14 protein-coding genes are annotated in these 20,237 nt (G+C 46.4%); 4 read left to right on the top strand and 10 right to left on the bottom strand.

The annotated features are described in order from the left end of the window. The first annotated feature begins 89 nt into the window (after positions 1-89). Positions 90-470 carry a hypothetical protein gene (locus ACFO4R_RS06650; protein WP_379788277.1) on the top strand — a complete coding sequence of 127 codons (381 nt, stop codon included), beginning with the start codon at positions 90-92 and terminating at the stop codon, positions 468-470. A gap of 298 nt (positions 471-768) precedes the next feature. Here ACFO4R_RS06650 and ACFO4R_RS06645 read toward each other — a convergent pair whose 3' ends face one another. From ACFO4R_RS06645 to purE, 7 genes are all read right to left on the bottom strand, one after another. Further along, positions 769-5,715: a phosphoribosylformylglycinamidine synthase gene (locus tag ACFO4R_RS06645; RefSeq protein WP_379788276.1), complete on the bottom strand. Its 4,947-nt coding sequence runs from the start codon at positions 5,713-5,715 to the stop codon at positions 769-771. A gap of 197 nt (positions 5,716-5,912) precedes the next feature. Further along, a complete protein-coding gene (gene purH, locus ACFO4R_RS06640) occupies positions 5,913-7,436 on the bottom strand; it encodes a bifunctional phosphoribosylaminoimidazolecarboxamide formyltransferase/IMP cyclohydrolase (RefSeq protein WP_379788275.1) in 1,524 nt (507 codons plus the stop codon). Continuing rightward, positions 7,433-8,005 carry a phosphoribosylglycinamide formyltransferase gene (gene purN / locus ACFO4R_RS06635; RefSeq protein ID WP_379788274.1) on the bottom strand — a complete coding sequence of 191 codons (573 nt, stop codon included), beginning with the start codon at positions 8,003-8,005 and terminating at the stop codon, positions 7,433-7,435. Before purN ends, purH begins: the two co-directional genes overlap by 4 nt. After that, complete coding sequence (gene purM / locus ACFO4R_RS06630) at positions 7,990-9,027, bottom strand: phosphoribosylformylglycinamidine cyclo-ligase (protein ID WP_379788273.1); 1,038 nt, start codon at positions 9,025-9,027, stop codon at positions 7,990-7,992. The genes purN and purM overlap by 16 nt, the downstream gene beginning before the upstream one ends. A gap of 295 nt (positions 9,028-9,322) precedes the next feature. Next, complete coding sequence (gene purF, locus ACFO4R_RS06625; protein ID WP_379788272.1) at positions 9,323-10,672, bottom strand: amidophosphoribosyltransferase; 1,350 nt, start codon at positions 10,670-10,672, stop codon at positions 9,323-9,325. 167 nt (positions 10,673-10,839) lie between these two features. Further along, the gene (locus ACFO4R_RS06620) at positions 10,840-10,962 is read right to left on the bottom strand and encodes a hypothetical protein (RefSeq protein ID WP_379788271.1); all 123 of its coding nucleotides are present in this window, start codon (positions 10,960-10,962) and stop codon (positions 10,840-10,842) included. A gap of 251 nt (positions 10,963-11,213) precedes the next feature. After that, a complete protein-coding gene (gene purE / locus ACFO4R_RS06615; RefSeq protein WP_379788270.1) occupies positions 11,214-11,696 on the bottom strand; it encodes a 5-(carboxyamino)imidazole ribonucleotide mutase in 483 nt (160 codons plus the stop codon). A gap of 312 nt (positions 11,697-12,008) precedes the next feature. Here purE and ACFO4R_RS06610 point away from each other — a divergent pair, with 312 nt between their 5' ends. Beyond that, positions 12,009-12,899 (top strand): copper amine oxidase N-terminal domain-containing protein, encoded by an 891-nt coding sequence (locus ACFO4R_RS06610; RefSeq protein ID WP_379788269.1) that lies wholly within the window; start codon positions 12,009-12,011, stop codon positions 12,897-12,899. A gap of 400 nt (positions 12,900-13,299) precedes the next feature. Here ACFO4R_RS06610 and ACFO4R_RS06605 read toward each other — a convergent pair whose 3' ends face one another. Together ACFO4R_RS06605 and pepF are read right to left on the bottom strand one after the other, a co-directional pair. Next, positions 13,300-13,908 carry a lecithin retinol acyltransferase family protein gene (locus ACFO4R_RS06605; RefSeq protein ID WP_379788268.1) on the bottom strand — a complete coding sequence of 203 codons (609 nt, stop codon included), beginning with the start codon at positions 13,906-13,908 and terminating at the stop codon, positions 13,300-13,302. Between the two features lie 162 nt (positions 13,909-14,070). Beyond that, positions 14,071-15,870 (bottom strand): oligoendopeptidase F, encoded by a 1,800-nt coding sequence (gene pepF / locus ACFO4R_RS06600; RefSeq protein ID WP_379788267.1) that lies wholly within the window; start codon positions 15,868-15,870, stop codon positions 14,071-14,073. Positions 15,871-16,068: 198 nt separating this feature from the next. On the opposite strand from pepF, the gene ACFO4R_RS06595 reads away from it, so the two are divergent. Continuing rightward, a complete protein-coding gene (locus ACFO4R_RS06595) occupies positions 16,069-16,395 on the top strand; it encodes an iron-sulfur cluster assembly accessory protein (RefSeq protein ID WP_379788266.1) in 327 nt (108 codons plus the stop codon). A gap of 266 nt (positions 16,396-16,661) precedes the next feature. Here ACFO4R_RS06595 and ACFO4R_RS06590 read toward each other — a convergent pair whose 3' ends face one another. Next, the gene (locus ACFO4R_RS06590; RefSeq protein WP_379788265.1) at positions 16,662-18,821 is read right to left on the bottom strand and encodes a copper amine oxidase N-terminal domain-containing protein; all 2,160 of its coding nucleotides are present in this window, start codon (positions 18,819-18,821) and stop codon (positions 16,662-16,664) included. 1,019 nt (positions 18,822-19,840) lie between these two features. Here ACFO4R_RS06590 and ACFO4R_RS06585 point away from each other — a divergent pair. Next, the gene (locus ACFO4R_RS06585) at positions 19,841-20,230 is read left to right on the top strand and encodes a hypothetical protein (protein WP_379788263.1); all 390 of its coding nucleotides are present in this window, start codon (positions 19,841-19,843) and stop codon (positions 20,228-20,230) included. Positions 20,231-20,237: the final 7 nt, after the last annotated feature.

The following is a 20,237-nucleotide window of genomic DNA, read 5'->3' as shown; positions in this document are numbered from 1 at the left end:
TTGACTTTATGATATAATTGTAGTACAGAATGACACATTGTACAACAGTGAGTTTAAGTCATTTAATTTAATGAAAGTGGTAATTGATTATGATATCTATTAAAAACTATTTAAGTTTTTTGCTAACCCTAACACTCTTCTTTAATCCGGTAACAACATATTCTTTCGATAATCAAAATAACTCTTTTGGAGAAGAAAAGATTAAAATTGACAACATAGAGGAATACTCCGGAAGTGGCATAACTCCATTTCGAGAGCAAGTTCCTGATAATGAGTGGCAACTTGCAAGCGATAATGGTATAACCGTATCTCCCATCCTAAAAAACAGCCGGAACCGTTTTTATGCGATCCCGACCGTTCTCATCTCTATTTCTTCAAGGTTGCAAACAGGCATCCTTTCCTTCAATATCCCCGGAAAAATAAGGGAAACACCGCACAAAGGCAAACTCCCGATTTTTTTGATCTTATAAAATACAAAGGTTTGTCATATCAGTATTTTTAAGAATTTCATCCTTCGTACAAAATTGATTTTATGCTGATTTTTTGAATTATGCGGTGTTACCTAAGAATAGTTGCCCTTCGTCTGTTTCTTCTTATCTTTCGATCGAGTGAAGTAACTCCTACTATTTTCCAATAGAAGTATGGATATATTTATTCAACGACCGCGAAAATCCGTTTTATGTTCTATGAGTCCCAATCGTTTATATCTACAATCCAAAGGAAGAATAGTATCAAAGCTCCTCTTCCCTGTATCGGGATAAAACCCTTCTACTTCTTAAAGAAGTCCACCCCGCTCTTGAAGATCTGCTGTTTTACGACTTCGGGAATATTTTGGAAGAGGTCGTCCTCCACCCGTTCGCTGTGAGCCATCTTGCCGAGAATCTTGCCGTCGGGACTTGTGATTCCTTCGATGTTTGCCGCCGAGCCGTTGGGGTTGTCGAGGTAGGCAAAGGCGATCTGACCGTTCTTCTTCAGCTCTTCCAACACCTCCTCGTTGCAGACGAATCTGCCTTCTCCGTGTGAGATCGGCACTCTGTAGACCGTGTCCTTATCCAAGCAGGACAGCCACGGAGACATCATCGATACGGGTTTGGTATCGACCATTCTCGCAATATGTCTGCCGATGTTGTTGTATGTCAAGGTCGGGCAATCTTCTCCCAGATCCCGGATCTTTCCGTAGGGAAGGAGTCCCGTCTTAATCAGCGCCTGAAAACCGTTGCACACTCCGAGGATAAGACCGTCGTTCTCATCGAGGAGATACTCGATGGCCTCGGCGATTTTGGGATTGCGGATCACGCTGGCGATGAATTTGCCTGAACCGTCGGGCTCATCTCCCAAGCTGAAGCCTCCCGGAAGGAAGAGGATCTGTGCCTCTTTGATCGCCTTCGCCAAGGTATCGACGGAACGTTTGACATCCGCGATACTGAGGTTGTTGAAGATAATGACCTCCGCCTTTGCTCCGACTCTCTCAAAGGCATTTGCCGAGTCGTACTCGCAGTTGGTCCCCGGAAAGACGGGAATGACGACCTTGGGCACAGCCACCGGTTTTTTTGACTTGAGCACCTTGGGTGCAAGGTCTCGGGCGGTGCTCAGGAGGTCCGCCTCCTGCTTTCTGTCTTCTCCCGGGAAGATTTTGCCGAGGGGCAGAAGGTAGGCATCCCTGATCTCTTCTTTCTCCAAGATCTTTGTATTCAGTACCCAAGCTCCGCCTTCTTCGCTCGAGCTTCCTATCGGGCGAACTCCTTCGAAGTCTTCCCTGTACTCGACGATAAAGGAACCGAAGTTCTTGGCGTAGAAGAGGTCCTCTTCCATCTTGACATCAAAGCCGATGTCGTTGCCCATCGCCATCTCCAACAACAGGGGCAGGGCACCCTTTTGGGTTATTGTCGCAGCGGAGATGATGTTGCCTTTTTCGATCTGCTCCCTGAGATTTTTGAGGTTGCTCTTGAAGCCTTCGAGGTCGAGGGTTTGATCCTCCGATTTCTCGGAGATCAGAAGTCCCAGTTTCGCTCCTCCCTTGAGTTCGGGCGATACCACGTTTTCTATATCTGTGGCGGTAACTGCAAACGAGATTAGGGTCGGAGGTACATGGAGGTCTTTGAAGGTTCCCGACATCGAGTCCTTTCCTCCTATGGGAGCGATGTTGAGCTCCCTTGTGATCTTGTAGGCTCCGAGCAGTGCCATAAAGGGTTTGGCCCACTTGAGTTCATCTTCTCCCAATTTTTCGAAGTATTCTTGGAAGGAGAGGTGGGCACGCAGTGCATCTCCTCCCGTTGCCGCCAGTTTACAGATCGATTCCACTACGGCATAGTAGGCACCGAGAAAGGTGCTTTGTTCGCTCAGGTAGGGATCGAAACCGTAACTCATCATACTCACGGTCTTGACCTCTCCCTTCAGGGAGGGGATCTTCGCCGTCATGGCTTGAATCGGGGTGATCTGGTGCTTTCCACCCAGAGGTTGGAGGACGGTGTTCTTACCGATGGAGGAGTCGAATCTCTCGATCAGGCCCTTCTTGCTGCAACGGTTCAGGTCCGACATTACAGTCTTGAGGTCCGCATCCGGAGAAACATTGCCCTTGAAGAAGTCCTCTTCCACGACGGAGGGTATTTCTACCTTTTGGTATCTCTCGGCTCCGGCGGAGTTGACAAACTCTCTTGCCAAGTCTACGATAACGGTCTCGTTATACTTCATAACAAGTCTTTGGCTGTCGGTAACTTCCGCGACCTGTGTTACTTCGAGGTTTTCATCATAGCACTTACGCATAAAGGCCTCTTTGTCCTTCTCTTCTATAACGACCGCCATCCTCTCCTGAGATTCGGAGATCGCGATCTCTCTCGGCGTCAGTCCGAGGTATTTGAGCGGTACCTTTTCGAGATGGATCTCAAGCGAGTCCGCAAGTTCTCCAATGGCAACGCTCACTCCTCCGGCTCCGAAGTCGTTGCATTTTTTGATCATCTTTGCCGCTTCGCTGTCGCGGAACAGACGCTGGATCTTTCTCTCCGTCGGTGCATTGCCCTTCTGTACTTCGGCGGAAGAAGTCTTGATGGATGTTTCGGTATGGACCTTGGAAGAACCTGTCGCTCCTCCCACTCCGTCTCTTCCGGTGCGTCCTCCGATCAGCAGGATGACATCTCCGCATGCCGGCTCTTCGCGTCGAACGTTTTCTGCGGGAGCGGCTCCAATCACGGCTCCGACTTCCATCCTCTTTGCCTTGTATCCTTCGTGATAGATCTCATCGACCAGACCCGTGGTCAGTCCGATTTGATTTCCGTAGGAGCTGTAGCCCTTTGCCGCTCCCTGTGTGATTTTTTTCTGGGGAAGTTTGCCTTCCAAGGTATCTTCGATCTTCTCCCTCGGATCGGCACTTCCGGTGACCCTCATCGCCTGATAGACATAGGCTCTTCCGGAGAGGGGATCGCGGATGGCTCCGCCCAGGCAGGTCGCCGCCCCTCCGAAGGGCTCGATCTCGGTCGGGTGGTTGTGTGTTTCGTTCTTGAACATCAGGAGGTAGTCTTCCACCGTATCGGCTACACGAACCTTGATCCTGACCGAGCAGGCATTGATCTCCTCGGATACTTCGAGGTCTTCCAACAGGCCCTTTTCTCTCAAATAACGGGCTACGACGGTCGCCATATCCATCAGGGTCACGCTCTTGGTCCTGCCGAGTTCTTCCCTTGTGTCCAAGTAGTTGCGATAGGCTTCGCGGATCGTCCTGTCCAAGGCGTTGTTCGGCTCCGCAAAGACAACGTTGTCGAGAACGGTCCGGAAGGTGGTATGACGGCAGTGGTCGGACCAATAGGTGTCGAGCATCGAAAACTCGGTGTAGCTGGGATCTCTGCCTTCCTTCTTAAAATAATCGTACACGCATTTGAGATCGTCCATATTCATCGCGGGGCTCTCCTTCTCGAAGAAGTCCCTCAGGCCTTCTTCGTCGAGGTCGATAAAGCCTTTGTAGATCTCGTTTTCCGTCTTTATCTCAAAACTGTCCCTAAGCGTGGTCGGTATTCCAAGGAGGGTCCCTCTCTCCTGATCGACGGGATTGATGATGAGGTTTTCGATTCTTTTGAGGTCGTCTGTACTGAGGGAGCCGACAAACTCGTAGACCTTCTCGCTTCGTGCGAGGATGTCGTCTTTTTCGATGGCGACGGCAACAGCCTCGATCAATCCCTGTTCTCTCTGGTCGAATTGTCCTCTGTGATACTTGACGACGATGGGATGTTCCAATCTCTCTTGGAGTTTGAGTGCGTCCTCGAAGAGGTAGATGTCGTCAACGGGGCTCTCACTCAGGACGTTGTCGGAGATCTTGACGAGGTCCTCCCGTGTCATATTCTCGATATCATAGCGCTGATAAATTTTGACACGATCGAGATTGATTCCCAAACTCTCTTCGATCTCCTTTTTGAGAGGTCCGCTCTCGATGTCGTACTCGTCTTTTTTTGCCACATATACTCTCTGTACCAAATCTCCGATATCCTTTCTATATGTTTTTCCTTCAAAATCGATGCGCTCGATATTATCCATGACTTTGTGATATGCTTTGTCGAAACTGTCCTGAGCCGTGCAGACCGTCAAAACCCTGCCTCCGTTCGTAAGAATCTTGCCCTCCTTGGCGGATGTTCCCGCATGGAAGATCACGACGTCCTCATCGACCTTGTCCAAGCCCGTGATCTCATAGCCCTTGGAGTAGGACTTGGGATATCCCTTCGACGCCAAGACGGTGCTGATGACCTTCTTGTCATTGAATTTCACGTTTGTCCGATTAAGGCGGTTTTCACTTACAGCTCGGAAGACCTCCATCAAGTTACTTTCCATCCGAAGCATAATCGACTGGGTTTCGGGATCGCCGAAACGGGTGTTGAACTCCAAGACTTTAACTCCCGCATCGGTCACCATAAGACCGAAGAAGATCACTCCCCTAAAGTCGATCTCATCTTTTTGAAGTCCGCGGAGGAAGGGTTTCATAATCTTCTCTTCAATCCGGGAGAAGTAGATGTCTCCCTGCACGTTGGGGCTGTAGGTCCCCATCCCTCCGGTATTGGGTCCCCGCTCCGCCTCGTAGATCTTCTTGTGATCCTTGGCGGAGGGCATTGCAACAATGCTGTGATTGTCGATGAAGCAGAGCAACGAGATTTCAAACCCGTCCAAAAACTCCTCCACCACAAGGGGAAGGTCTCCGAAGATCTTTTCGTCGAAGATCTGTGCAACATAGTCTTCGATCGTCTTATCGTCGTGGGCGATGACGACTCCCTTGCCCTGACAAAGTCCGTCCGCTTTCAGGACGACAGTTCCCGAAGCATTGGTCCTCCTGAGTTCCTTGGCAAATTCCAAGGCTTCTTCCTTGGTGGTACATTTTTTGTACTTCGCTGTAGGGAGTTCATGTCTTATCATAAATTCCTTGGCATAGGCCTTGCTCCCCTCCAACCTTGCCGCAGCCGCCTTGGGCCCGAAGACCTTGATCCCTTCTTCTTCCAGTTTGTCCGCCAGACCCGCACACAGAGGATCTTCGGGGCCTATGACGACAAAGTCGATATTCTCTGCCTTACAGAAGTCAACGATGTTTTGAAGTTCGGTCGCCTGAATGTTCACGCAGGTTCCGATCTGCATACAGCCGGCATTGCCCGGTGCGAAAAACAACTTGTCTCCCGCATTGTCCTTATGGATCTTGTATCCGATTGCATGTTCTCTTGCTCCGCTTCCCACGATTAAGATATTCATAGGATTTCTCCTTCCTTTTTTTGTTATACTAAATGACAATACCGTACAAAGAGATATCTTGATTTTTTATGGATTCCCAAGAAATGGAGTTTTGTCGAATCCATGCTTTCAAGAAACTCATCCTTCCTATCCGGTGATTTTGCGATGATTTTTTGGATCATGCGGTGTGTTTCTACGGATTTCAATATGCCCTTACTCTAGTGTTTAAAGTGTCTTACTCCCGTAAACACCATACTCATCTTGTATTCATCGCACTTGTCTATACTCTCCCTGTCCCTTACGGAGCCTCCCGGTTGGATAATCGCCTCAACTCCCATCTCGTGTGCCGCTTCCACGCAATCATAAAAGGGGAAGAAGGCATCGGAGCAGAGCACCGCTCCGCTGAAATCCTTATCCGGATTGTTGTTTCTTGCACTGTTCAATGCCCAGATTCGAGAAGTCTGACCCCCTCCGATCGCCAAGGTAACTCCGTCTTTGACAAGGACAACGGCATTGGACTTGACATACTGAACGACCTTCATTCCAAACAGCATGTCCCGTTTCCGGCTTTCGCTCGGCCATACCTCGGTCACGACTTCAAAGCCCTCATCCGCATCTTTGTCGGTATCTTGCAGGAGGACCTTCCCACTGATGTATTTGAGGTCTATTTCTGCAAGTTCCTTTTGCAAATCAACCTTGAGGACTCGAAGGTTCTTCTTGGTCCTGAGTTCTTCCAGAGCCTCCTGTGTAAAGTCGGGAGCGGCGACGATCTCGAGGAAGATTTTGTTCATCATCTTCGCCGTCTCCAAGTCTACGGTTCCCGTACAGGAAACAATACCCCCGAAGATCGAGACCGGATCGGCATCATAAGCCTTGCTGTAAGATTCAAACACGCTATCGCCAAGAGCTACGGCACAGGGTGTCGCATGTTTGAGAGCAACGGTGGCGACCCTGCCCTCTTCCTTCAGACAACGTGCAAGCTCTACCGCTACATTCAAATCGTTGAGGTTGTTGAAAGAAAGCTCCTTCCCGTTGAGCTGTTCATAATCGCTGAGAAGAGAATCCTCGAATCCGTCCCTGTAAACGGCGGCACTCTGGTGGGGGTTCTCTCCGTAACGCAGAGTGCCTTCCTTCTTGAGACCCAAGGTGAAGGTCTCGCTCTGCTTGCCCGTATATTGACTGAAGTAGCGTGCAATCATCGAGTCGTAGTACGCAGTCTGTGCAAAGGCCTTCATCGCCATTTCTTCGCGGAAGGCGAGGTCCGCACTGCCCTCCTTCAGTTTTTCAATCACTCTTTCGTAGTCTTTGACGTCGGTGACAATCAGGACATCCCTGTGGTTCTTCGCTGCGGAACGAACCATCGAAGGTCCTCCGATATCTATATTCTCTATGATCTCCTCATGGGGTTTTTCCGCCTTCAGTGTTTCTTCAAAGCGATACAGATTGACGACGACCACATCGATCGGCTCAATATCGTGTTCCTTCGCGGTGTTGACATGAGATTCCACATCCCTGCGGAAGAGAAGTCCGCCGTGGACCACGGGGTGAAGCGTCTTTACCCTTCCGTCAAGCATCTCGGGAAACTGTGTAATCTCTTCGATCGCCTTGGCGGAAACTCCCGCCTCCCTTATCGTCTTGAGGGTTCCTCCCGTCGATACGACCTCGTAGCCGAGTTCTTCCAGAGCCTTCGCCATTTCCACGATCCCCGTCTTATCCGTTACGCTGAGCAAAGCACGTTTCATTTTATCTCCTCCTCTATCTTCTTAACCGCTTGTTTCAATATCCTATGTTCAACTTCCAAGACCTTCTTCTGAATCTCCTGTGGCGATGACAGTCCCCTTATATCCACGGCTTCTTGCAGAATGATCTCTCCGGCATCCACCGCCTCGCTGACATAATGGACACTCGCCCCGCTGACCTCTTCCCCCGCGGCAAAGACCGCCTCGTGCACATGGATTCCGTACATTCCCATACCCCCGTGCTTGGGCAGAAGAGAAGGATGAATATTGATGATTCTGCCTTCATAGACCTTGAGAAACTCCTTTCCCAAAATCCTGAGATAACCTGCCAACACGATCAGATCTACCTTGTACTCCTCCAGTAGTCGAAGGAGGTCTTCCTCCCTCGTCGCCACATAGGCGGGGATATCGGCATTTCGTGCCCGCACCAGTCCGTAGGCGTCCTCCCTGTTGGAGAGGACGAGAACGATCTTAGAGCGAAAGAACCCTTCTTCGCGTGCGTCAATCAGGGACTGAAGGTTGGTCCCTCCTCCCGATACCAGGACGGCGATCCTTCTTATCGAAGCAGACATCTCTTCTCCCCCCTGTCGACTCTTCCGATGAAGAAGGCTCTGTCGTCGGTGTTGGAGTTTATCCACTCCATAGCCTTGTCCGCCTCTTCCTTGGAGAGGATAAGCACCATCCCCACTCCCATGTTAAAGCTTCGGTAAAGCTCCTCTTTCTCCACCAGATCAAGCTCCAATATCGTTCGGAAGAGTTCGGGATATTCCCAAGACTTCGTATCGATGACGACATCGAGATCGGAAGGGAGGATCCTCGGAACATTCTCGATCAGGCCTCCGCCCGTGATGTTCGATATTCCTTTTATCTCGAACTTCTCGATCAAGTCCAGCACCGTCCTGACATAGAGCTTCGTAGGCCGAAGCAACGCCTTTCCGATCGTTTCGGACATTGAACCGTACACCTCATCGGTCTTCAAGCCCAGCCTGTCGAAGAAGATCTTTCGGGCGAGGGAGTAGCCGTTGGAGTGAAGTCCGCTCGACTGCAAACCGATGACAACATCGCCTTCCTCGATCTTCCTTCCGTCGATAATCTTCTTCTTGTCTACGATTCCGACGGAAAATCCTGCCAAATCATACTCCTCTTCTGCATAGAGCCCCGGCATCTCGGCGGTCTCGCCTCCGATTAGGGCACAGAGAGATTCTTTGCACCCGTCCGCAATCCCTCCCACGATGGTCGCGATTTTATCGGCATCGACCTTGCCGGTGGCAACATAGTCCAAAAAGAACAAAGGTCTTGCCCCTTGACAGATTAAGTCGTTGACACACATCGCCACAAGGTCGATGCCCACGGTGTCGTGAATATCCATCTCCTGTGCAATCATCACCTTCGTGCCTACCCCGTCGGTCGATGCGAGAAGCACCGGCTCCTCCATCTGCACAAAACTTCCGAGGGCAAAACCTCCGGCAAACAAGCCTATGTCGCCCACGACGTTTCGGTTGTACGTCTCCCTTACCTTCTTCTTCATCAATTCGACCGCTCTGTTGCCCTCACTGATGTTTACACCTGCATCCGCATAAGTAATTTTTTCCATAGTTTCCTCCGTTATTATATCGAATTTTATATCGTTCTGTTTATCGACTATCCAAGACCATCCTGCAATCGAAGTGTCGATCTTTTTGTTTCAGAAAATCACAAAAAGCTTTCAATTCTTATGAGCTGATACCGCCCTCCGTTCCAAAGGTCAGGGAAACAACATCTACGCTTATCGAAAACCCTTTGTACAATCCCAAGTTTTTTAAACCGCACAACCGAACAATTTGAACAGACGGCAGTATGATTACCCTCAATAGCCATCATTTTGAGGGATGAGCGTATAAGTCCCGCCCTTAAAGAAGACAGGGATCAACCTCATACTGCCCCGTGAAGCAGGCATCGCAAAAAATATTACTGTTTGTGCGGTTACTCGCCTTGTAGAGACCTTCCAGTGAAATAAAGGCCAGAGAATCCGCACCGATCTGCTCTCTTATCTCCTCCACCGTATTGTTTGCCGCGATCAATTGCTTTCTCGAAGGGGTATCGATTCCGAAGTAGCACGGATACTCGACCGGCGGAGAAGTCAAGAGCATGTGTACCTCCTTTGCACCGGCTTCCCTCAAGTTTTTGATCAGGTTTTTGGAGGTCGTACCTCTTACGATCGAGTCATCGACAAGGACGATCTTCTTGTCCTTTACAACATGATACTGAGGATTGAGTTTTAATCTGACCGCAATATCCCTCTCTTCCTGGGTGGGTTTGATAAAGGTCCTTCCCATATAACGGTTCTTTACGAGCCCCTCTCCCAGCGGGATGCCCGATGCCTGTGAATACCCGATTGCAGCCGGATACCCCGAGTCGGGAACCGGAACGACCAAATCGACGTTTAGAGGTGCTTCCTGATAAAGGATCTTGCCCGACCGAAAACGGAAGAGATAAGCATTGACATCCTCAAGGTTCGCATCGTTACGGGCAAGATAGACATGTTCAAAAATACAGAAACTGTGTTTTGCCTTTTGTCCGAGTTCGTAGGAGATAAAGCCCTCATCCGAACAAACCACGATCTCCCCGGGCTCCACATCGCGTTCAAACTCCATACCCAAGATGTCTCCCGCCGCATTTTCGGAGGCAAAGAAGTATTCCTCGTCCTTTCTCCCCATAAGGAGAGGTCTGAACCCGTTGGGGTCTCGAACCGCTATCAATTTGTCCTGAAACAAAAGGACGAAGGAATAGGCCCCCTTCAAATAACCCGTCGCTTTTTGGATGGCATGAATGATGTCTCCTTCGTAATAGCGTGCAATCAGATAGAGGATGACCTCCGTATCCGAGTTGCTCTGAAACATCATCCCGTCCTGTTCCAGTCGTGTTCTCAAAAGATAAGTATTGATCAAGGCTCCGTCATTGACAATGGCAAGCTGTTCCCCCTTGCTGTATCCGCAGAAGGGTTCTCCGTCCGCATTGACCGAGTTGGTAGCCATGGCATAACGAACGTTACCGATTCCGATTGTTCCGGATATTCTATTGACAATATCTTCCGAAACGGCATCCATAACCAGTCCGCTGCCCCTATGTGTAACCAGTTTGTCGCCTGTATTGATAGCAAACCCGCAACCTTCCTGCCCCCTATGTTGTAAAGAGTTAAGCCCGTAAAACATCTTTCTGCTTACATTTCCCTTACTCCTGATCCCTAAAATTCCCGCCAATGTTTTTCTACCCCTTTTCTTTATACTGTTCTGCTTTTATATCATCCTATCGAATTGCCCTCTGCTTTTCAACCGTTCGAGTATGTCGGCAGACCTCTTGTCCCTCGAAAAAACAGATTCAAAACTGTTTGTTTCACAAGACTCTTACACCCTATAATACAACGGTGTCAGTCCCCTGCAACTTTGTGCGGTATCTCCTCGGACTTCATCTCTTGCGGATATGCGATTTCGACCTCATCGCCGTACACACCTAAAGTTTTGCTGCGATCCTCGTCCTTGCTTTTCGGCAAGAATACAATCTCCCCTTTTGTGTGATATGCAAGGACTGATACTATTCTCCAATAGAAGTGTGGATATGCCTATTTTTTCGACCACGAAAATTCTTTTGTCTTCTATGGGGCACAGCTCGTTTATCTCCACAACTCCAAAGAATCATAGTCTGAGATCCTTGTGAAGACCTGATGTCTCCTACCAATTTTATTCAAATGAGAAAAGCAGTTGAAAAAATCGCATCCCGCTTATTTTCCCAACTGTTTCTTCTTTAAAAATTCTTCAAAAACTCTCGTTCCTTCTCCAAGGTTTCTTCTTCCATATTCTTTTTGAAGGCAACCATCTTCTCGGACAATTCGTCATATTTGAGTGACATCATCTGACAAGCCAAAATGGCCGCATTTTTGGACCCGTTGATTGCAACCGTCGCAACCGGAACTCCGGGAGGCATTTGAACGATTGACAACAGGGCATCCATCCCCTCCAAAGCTGAGGACTTGATCGGGATTCCAATTACCGGCTTGCAGGTCTTGGATGCGATCACTCCGGGCAGGTGTGCCGCCTTGCCTGCCGCCGCAATATAGACGTCGATGTGCCTGTCGTTCTCTTCCATAAACAACTCCAACTCCCTCGCCGTTCTGTGCGCCGAAAGAGCTCTGATCTCAAAGTCTACTTCCATCTTGTTCAAAAACTCGCAGGCATCCTTGACCTTGTCAAAGTCCGATACCGAGCCCATCACGATTGCTACCTTCATCTCTTCCTCCATTTTCGAATTTAATTAAGAATTGATAAGTATAATGTTCGAATTAAATCGAATATTATTTAGGATAATATAGGATAATTCTCCTATATTTCCACTATAACGAAAAAATATGAAAAAATCAACCTCTATTGCCTATTTGTCTGAAATATTTTGGAAGGCGGATTGATGTACATTCCGGTAAAAAAAAATTAATATGATTAAAATGGGTTGATATAAAGTTAAAAAAGTGATAATTTAAAATAGGTAAGGTAAAAATTCTATATTACTTAATCGGAATGGTTCCGATCAAAAGGAGGAATTGCAATGAAAAGGATAGTCTATTTGGTTATGGCTCTTATGTTGGTTCTGACGAGTTTCAGTTTTGCCGAAGAAGGGAAGTTCAAAAAGGGAGATCCCTCAGCGAGTTTTGATGACAGGATCGTCCTGCCCGACGATACCGATGTCCCCTACAACAAGGATCGTTCTCTTCTCTTCCTGAACGGCACCTTGATCACGGGTTACGACTGCAAGATCATAAACGGCTCCGTCTTTATCCCCTTGGAGTTCGCCAACCGCGGTATGGGAGCAAATCTTGTCCCGAACAAGAAAAAAACTTCTCTTTCTATGAAGAAAAACGGCAAGGAGATCCGCCTGAATGTCAAAACTTCAAATAAGGCAGTGAAAAAATCCGATCAGGCCGTTATGATGAAGGACAAATCGATCTATGTTCCCCTTCGATTTGTAGCCGATAAACTCGGATACACCATTGCCTTCTCTTCAAAAAACAAGACTTCAGGACGTATGTATTATGAAACGAAGAAGCCGATCCCCTATGCAAAGACATTTGTTCCGGGATTTACGAATATTATTATCGATGAAAAGTACAATTTTTCCTCTTCTCTATCGAAGGAAGAAGCCTTGAAAGAGGTCAAAAAACAGTGCCTTGCAGGGTATGAGAACTTCTCAAAGAGCATAAGAAAGGATGCCGGCGATCAATTGGATAAGAACCTTGCACAAATAGAAAAAGAGATTAATCGAATGGTCTACGTGGGAGAGGTATCACGTTTCTACAAGTTTACCATGGGCAACTACGATATCCTCTTCGATCGTACCAACAGCAAAATGTTCTTTATCATCCATTCTTCCTCAACGGATATCGTGGAAGTCGATCTCAACTCGCCTTCTCTTTATACTCCTGTCTTTATCACAGGCTGATTGTTTCAATCATCTGTGCATAAATACTATTCTCCGTTTGAAATGCCGGGTATACAGAATATATCACATCCGAAAAACAATTAGGATGATTCTATGTTTCATACTACTATTCCTTTGAATAATGGATATCAACGATTTGCACTCCATAGAAGAGAAGACGAATTTTCGTAGTTGCAAAACAAATATAACCATACTTCTATCGAAGAATAGTATCAAAGAATTCAACCTGTCAATTCTAATAGATAATGGTATAAAAAGGTCCATATTGATTCTGTAAAGGCGGGAGAAATATCTCCAAATAAAAAAGAGCGACCGAAAAAATCTCGTCGCTCTTTTTTTGCTCGTATCCCCGTTTATGGTCCAATCTTCTCATCCTATAGATATTTCAGCCGGATGTCCGCTAATAGTCCTCTCCGCCGTTTCTGCACCATCTTACAAAATGTTCACAGTTGTTGAAGGCGAGGTTATAGCTCATCTCTCCCAGCCTTTCGCAAGCCCTGGACACTGCCTCTTCCCGAGAATATTTCAACGGACTCTCCTCTTCGGTTCTGCGGTGCAGGCGTTTGCCCCGACTGAACTCCTCGAGGGAGTCTTTTTGGATGCACACATAGAGGCTATCCAAGCCCTCAAATACGGACCAATCTGCTAAGGCATAGTGGATGACCTGACCGTCCCCGATATAGATCCCGTGATGGCTGTAACCCAAGCCGTAGATAAGCAGGTGGTCCGCAAGTTTCAAGTCGCTTTGTTTCAATCCTTTTCCCGGAAAAATCATCTCTTTAATGTCGAGATTTTCCAAAGCGTCCTCGGCGTTTTCAAAGGTTTCGCACAGGCGATTTACCATCCCTATCGCCTTTCCAAGGTCCGAGTTGAGTTCTCCCGCTTTTTCTTCAATAAGGTTCCTCGTCTTCCTGCGAGAGTTTCTTACTTCCTTGGGCTCTTTGCGTTCCTCAGGACGAGGAGGCACCTCCGATAAGATCATTCCTTGCAAGTCCTTGTCCTCCGGCATGAGGTTTTTCCCTCCTTGTCAAATTTTTGTCTTATACCGTTACTTCCCGTATTCGCAGTTCATATCGTTTGAACCCTGTCATCGTACGAATATTTTCCGGCGATGACAAGTTTCTCTTATTCGGTGATTTAATGGAAGAATGAAGGTGACCGGCCGCATTGTTTACTGTCGAAGTTGATCTGTCAGAGCCTCAATCTCGTCTATGGCACTTCCGATAAAGGCGATGGTGTCTCGAAGAGGTTGTTCTGTCGTGATATCGATGCCCACCATCTTAGCAAGTTCAATCGGATTTTTGGTTCCTCCCGACTTTAAGACTTCGAGCCATCCGTCGGCAGCCTTCTGTCCTTGTTCTGCAATCTTTCTGCTCATCTGTGTTCCGATCGTAAGTCCGGCACTGTAAGTGTAGGGATAGAGGCCCATATAGTAATGAGGCTGTCTCATCCAGGTAAGCTCTGCTCCTTCTTCAATCTCGATCTCATCGCCCCAGAAGTCCTCCAAGACCTTTCTTTTGATGGCGGAGAGTTCTTCCGCCTGTACACTTCCGCCGGCATCGATAATCTTGTAGACCTCTCTCTGATATGCCGCCTCCAGCAGATGTGTGACAAAGTTGTGGAAGTAGGTGTTGGCGATCATATTTGAGAGCACCCAACGCTTCATCTTCGGATCATTCTCATATTTTTTGAGAAGGTATTGGATGAGTAGGAGCTCGTTCATCGTCGAAGGAGCCTCGATAAAATACAGGGAGGGTTCGGTGTTCAAATAAGAGTTGTGCTCCTGTGCGAGGATGAAGTGTCCCGCGTGTCCGAACTCGTGTACCAAAGTAAAGATCTCGCCGAGCATCCCTGTCCAGCTTAGCAGGATGTAGGATTTTTTGCCGTAAGGAGAAGCACAGAAACCTCCTGTGGACTTTCCGATATTTTGGGCATAGTCCACCCAACGCTCGTCATAAGATTTCATAATCATATCGAGGTAGTCTTTTCCCAAAAGAGAGAGGGCTCCTTCGATGTACTCTTTGGACTCCTCGATGCTTATCTCCGGCTCAAAACTCGTATCCAATGGTACCTTTAAGTCCGCAAAGGTCATCTTGTCCAAGTTGTACTCTTTCTTAATCAGGGAGGCATACTTTCTCATATGGGGAGCAAGCTCCTTCATGATCACATCAATCTGTCTGTCATAGAGGTCCTTGGTCACATTTTGTTCCATCAACAGGTAGTCAAAGATCGATGAATACCCTCTCAGGTCCGAAATGGCCTTTTCCTTTTGCAGATGACTCTGATAGTAGTGAGCCGTGGTGTTCTTGTACTTGTCAATCTCCTTGTAGAATTGTTTGCTCGCCTCTCTTCGAAGAGCGGTATCCGAACTGTACTGATACTCGTTCTCAAAAAGAACATAGCTGTTCGGATAAGTCTTGCCGTCCACCTCGATATCGGGAAACGAAATGTCCGACATCTTAGTCACTTCATATCCCCTGTAATTCGACTCCAACACGGGAGATATGGTCTCGAGCAGTTCCTCGATCTTAGGCTCCAACATATAGGGCTTACGTCTTAAGATCGCCTCTACAAATACACTGAACTGCGGATAGGATCTGTTGAGTTCCTCCAAAGTATCTTTGTCCAGTTTGGAGATTTCTTCTTCCACAAATTTGATTCCCGAAAAGATTTCCGCCGCCTTATTGTCAAAATCAATCTCTCTTTTTTGGTTCTCGGCATCCGTCATATCGACGGCTACGCTCAACTCTGCATAGTGAGATACATGGTCTATCAAAATCAAAAGCTCATTGTATTTTTCCAGACACCTTCCGGCGATATCGGCAGTACATATCTTTCCTTTATATTCCTCTTTGATATTTTTTGCCATCGTTTGGCATTTTTTCAAGGCCTCTTCATATTCCGCCTGACTCTTGTACAAACGACTCAGGTCCCACTTGAGGTTTTCTTGTATTTCACTTCTCTTTTTCATTTCTATCACTTCCTTCATCTTAATTTTGTTTCCTTGATTATTATACCCGAAACTTTCAAGTTGCACAAAGAACTTCCTTTATTTTTTGCAATTTTAAGGGATAATCCTTCTTCTTCTCTATACAAGAGCCCTCTTTTGTGATATATTTTTCGTAGGTAGATTTGAACAGTATCAGCTTATATAAAAGGAGAATGACGTATGAGTATCAGAATGAATACAGACGCATCCAAGGCTCTAAACGAGTTGTTGGTAAGCAAGGGTATCGACTCTAAGGACATCCGCATCTTTTTGGCAGGTTTTGCTTGTAGCGGACCTCAGTTCAACCTTGCCATCGACCCTGTAAAAGAGGGAGATATCAGTGAGGAGATCGACGGATTTTTACTTCATGTAGAGAAGAAACTCGTCGATGAATTCGGCGGTTTTGAAGTGAAGTACTATGAAGACGGAGATCAATCCGGCGTGTATATCGAGCCCGATATCAAGCCCGAGGCTTCCTGCTCGACTTGTGGAGGCGGTTGCCACTAATCGCAGATATAACAATAAAAAGGGACTGTTGCACAAAACGGACAGACCTCCCGACTGTCAAATCTCGGATCTGACGAGGAGGTCGTTTCACAACCGCCGGTGCTCGGTCCCTTTTTTTATACGATTCATTTATACAATTCTCTGTTTGAAATTCCGGGCAGACAGAATAGACAATTGCCGATAAATCATTTGGAGACTCTTTGCTCCAAAACATTCGACCTATCCGCTCCAACAGAGAATCCTATACGAGTTCTTCTCTATTTGTCCTATCGATCCCAAAGAGAACGCGGCATAAATCCGATTTTTACCGGAGAAGCGGAACCGTTTGCAAGCATATATCGAATTGTCGTACTTTCTCCTCCGGGAATTTTGCCGAGATAGCGTGCATCATGAGGTCCATAACTGCTTACCGTTCGGTTGATACCGTCCGGCCAACCGATAAATCCTCGAAAAGCTCCACCGCGGCAGTTTACAAAAAGCAATGTATCTTCTTGAGGAGTTACAGTGATCTTGTATTCAATCCCGTAATTCCCTCTATTTTCGGTAATTTCGTTCGTAATAGAGTCAATCCCTCTGACCCATTCCTCCGAGTTTTTGCCGAGTAAGATACTGCTCGCCTGAGCACCCGGTACATTTACAAAAGTTGCTCGTTCAATGACATTGAATGTTCCTCGCGGATGCTGGTCCCTCGGTTGATAGGCCAATAGCGGGAGATGTTCTACCTGCGTGCTCGGACCGAAGGCGGCAACGATAATTTTTACAGCTCCGCTTGTCTCAAATTCACTGAGCATCGAAATCAAGTTGTTCTGCTTCCACTTCAAATGTTGCCTTGAGTCATATACGATGGCGGAGGCTCCGACATCGATCATCGTGGTTTCCCATTGCGAAGTTGCCGAAAAATGTGTTTCCAGAACCTTTCCGCCGACTTCATGCGGATCCGTCGAAGGTCCCTTCATTCCTGTTTGTTCTAAATGGAAGCTGACCGGTGATACGTCCATATTCTGAACAATGACAACAACGCCGGCTCCATTGGATTTCGGCTCCGGAATTTTGTTCACATGATAGGTCAGCAAACGCCCACGTTGCGGGGTAACTGTCTCCTCATATAAAATCCCGTAGTCATATACATTCTCCGGAGAATCGCTCATGATAAGCAGTCCCGGTTTGTCCTCAAATCTCAAAGTATCCAATTCCTTAAATAACTCCAAATAGTTTGTACCGTTGAAGTTCTCAAGTGGTGTGTTTATAACACCTTCGGAATTTGCAAAGTATTGCAGCTGCGTCTGAACAATTCTTGTACCGACTTGAACCTCGATCTCATAGGGTTCGCTTACATTTCCAAACGCATCTTTCAATTGCAGTGTGATAAAATATTTGCCGGGCGAAAAAAGTTTTTCGGGTTTTGCTTTCGCCGCCTTGGATACATCCTGATTTTCATGACGATAAGTCCAGATCTCATCGGTGATTCTTTCCCAAGGTTCATTGACCTGTGTATAGGTAATACCAAATCCCTCGCCGCGTCCGATATCTGTGTTGTCTACATGAACATCCGTGATTGTAGGCGGCTGGTTACGCTGTAACAAGAGGGGTTTTGTTACCCATTCACTCCACACCTTTCTTCTGCCCTGAACTCGGTACAGCACTTCATAGGTCCCCGCTTGCAGATTTTCGACAAGTTTGTTGACATCGTTGAACGTAGCGGTCGGAGCATCGGATAGTGCAAATTCCTTTGCGATCATCCTGTCTCCGTCAAAAAAGGTACTCTTGTCGATAATCTCGATATTTTGTCCTTGTATATATTCCGATTGAACAAATTCAAAATCCGCGACAGGAGGAGTCCCGCCTTGCAGTTCCTCCGTAACGACGACCTCTTTCTTTTGAGGATCATAACTCACATTGAGACCGAAGTTGTCCACAAAAAACTTGAGGGGAAGGAGGGTCGTATTTTCCCTTACGATCGGAGGCTCCGGCATCTGTACTTCCTGCCCGTTGAGTACGGCTTCTTTTTTGTTGAGCGTGACCGTTGCGCTCATAGTCCCCGTATCCACGGTGATCTGACCGGTATCACTATGAAAGCTCGGTGCCGTCCCCAAGATCTGCTCCGATAAAAAACGCAGGGGCAGATAGGTTCTTCCGCCAATGGACTGTGGAGGAAACGGAAGAATGACTTCTTGCCCGTTCACGGTTGCATTTTTGTTTCCGAGAACCATGACCACTCTTTTTCCCCCTGTATTTCCCGATGTCGTTGTACGGCTCTGCGGCTGATCGGACTGTACGGGTTCTGTGTACTCTTCGGGTTGCTTAGTTTCCACAGGTAAACTGTCATTGTCAAACAACGAATGATTCCCATTGTCGGCAAATGCAGATGTAGCAGGTACCATCGTCGCTATAAGAACTATACTTAATAATTTTGCTATCCTTTTCATAAATCCTATTTTCCTTCCTTTCCATTGTAATTATCACGGAGTCTGTCTAAAACCTATACAATTTTTCAATCACTGAAGAAAATACCGCACAAAGGCAAACTTCTGATTTCAGTTTGAGTTTATCCTGTATAGAAGTTTGTCAAAGCAAGATTTGCAACGAATTTCATCCTTTATACCACGTTGCGTTGATTTTATGCTGAATTTTTGAATTATGCGGTGTTTCGATAGACCTATCTCTTCCATATTCCCGCCCATCCGTATCCACAAGGTCTTATATAGCATATCATACTGTCACCTTGAATTACATTGTTTCGCTTCATTCTTAACACAAATTTCATATATATACCACATCCGCGCGGATATTGTTGCAAACTCATCTGTGATCAGGAACTTTTCTTTTGTAGTATTCCTTTTGACACCGTTATCCGTTTGTACGATTATTCAATAGAAGTATAGTTATATCCACATTCACAAGCAAAAAAATTTGTTTTATAATCCATAGAACAAAGGAGGTTGATATCAAGCGTCAGAATGAATAATAGTATCCGCTGACTTCTTGACCCCCTTGAACTATGCTTCCATTTTTTCAATAATTATATATTTTTTGCATTTGATAGTTCGAATGGAGAATAGCGGTAATGAAATACAATTCTAAAAATCGAAGAAATTCCGTTTTCTCGGGATAAAGGATTCCCGAAAATCTCGGTTTTATAAAGCTTCCAGCTTTCAAAAATCATCGAAAAAGCAATTTTGTATATTTCTACAACACTTCCATAGTATTGATACAAATCGAAATCTCAGATTATTTTATACCAACACTCTAATCATTGTCTGAAAATAAAGTTCAATTCACTTATTAAATTTTATAAAAAAAAAGATTTTTTGTTGATTGCTTTTGAATAAACTGATATTATAAGATAAAGAGGATCGTTACAGCGAGTTGTTCCTGCAACCTTATCTTCTTAATGGAAAACGGTTTATTTTTTAGGTTTTTAAGTTTCTATGGGAGGTTGGAATGTATGAATAAAAAACTGTTGTCTCTACTGGCTTTTATACTTGTCATGGCAGTAGGATCCGTCTTCGTTTATCACAATCGTCCGGAGCTTTTCACAAATAAAAAACACAGATCTTTAGTCGTCATGTCTGTTTCCGAAGATGAACATATCTTAAAGACCTTGGATATTATAAACGAAGAGTTTGAGAAGGATCCGAATAACTTCGACGACAAGAGCATCGATCGGATTCTCGAAGAACAACATATTCCGACAAAAAAATATGGGGAGCTCGGAATGACCTTCTCTTACGGAGGCAGAGTGTATTCTTACACTTCCGAAGGAAAGGTGGTTCGCACCATAGCGGAGTATGAGAAGCAGGGCAAAGAATTTGCATCCCAAACAGGCGAGCCTTAGAAGTTGT

It is taken from the genome of Filifactor villosus (assembly GCF_042652965.1).
Lineage (GTDB): Bacteria > Bacillota > Clostridia > Peptostreptococcales > Filifactoraceae > Filifactor > Filifactor villosus.
Note: the sequence above shows the minus strand (reverse complement) of the source record. Positions and strands in the feature narration are given on the sequence as shown.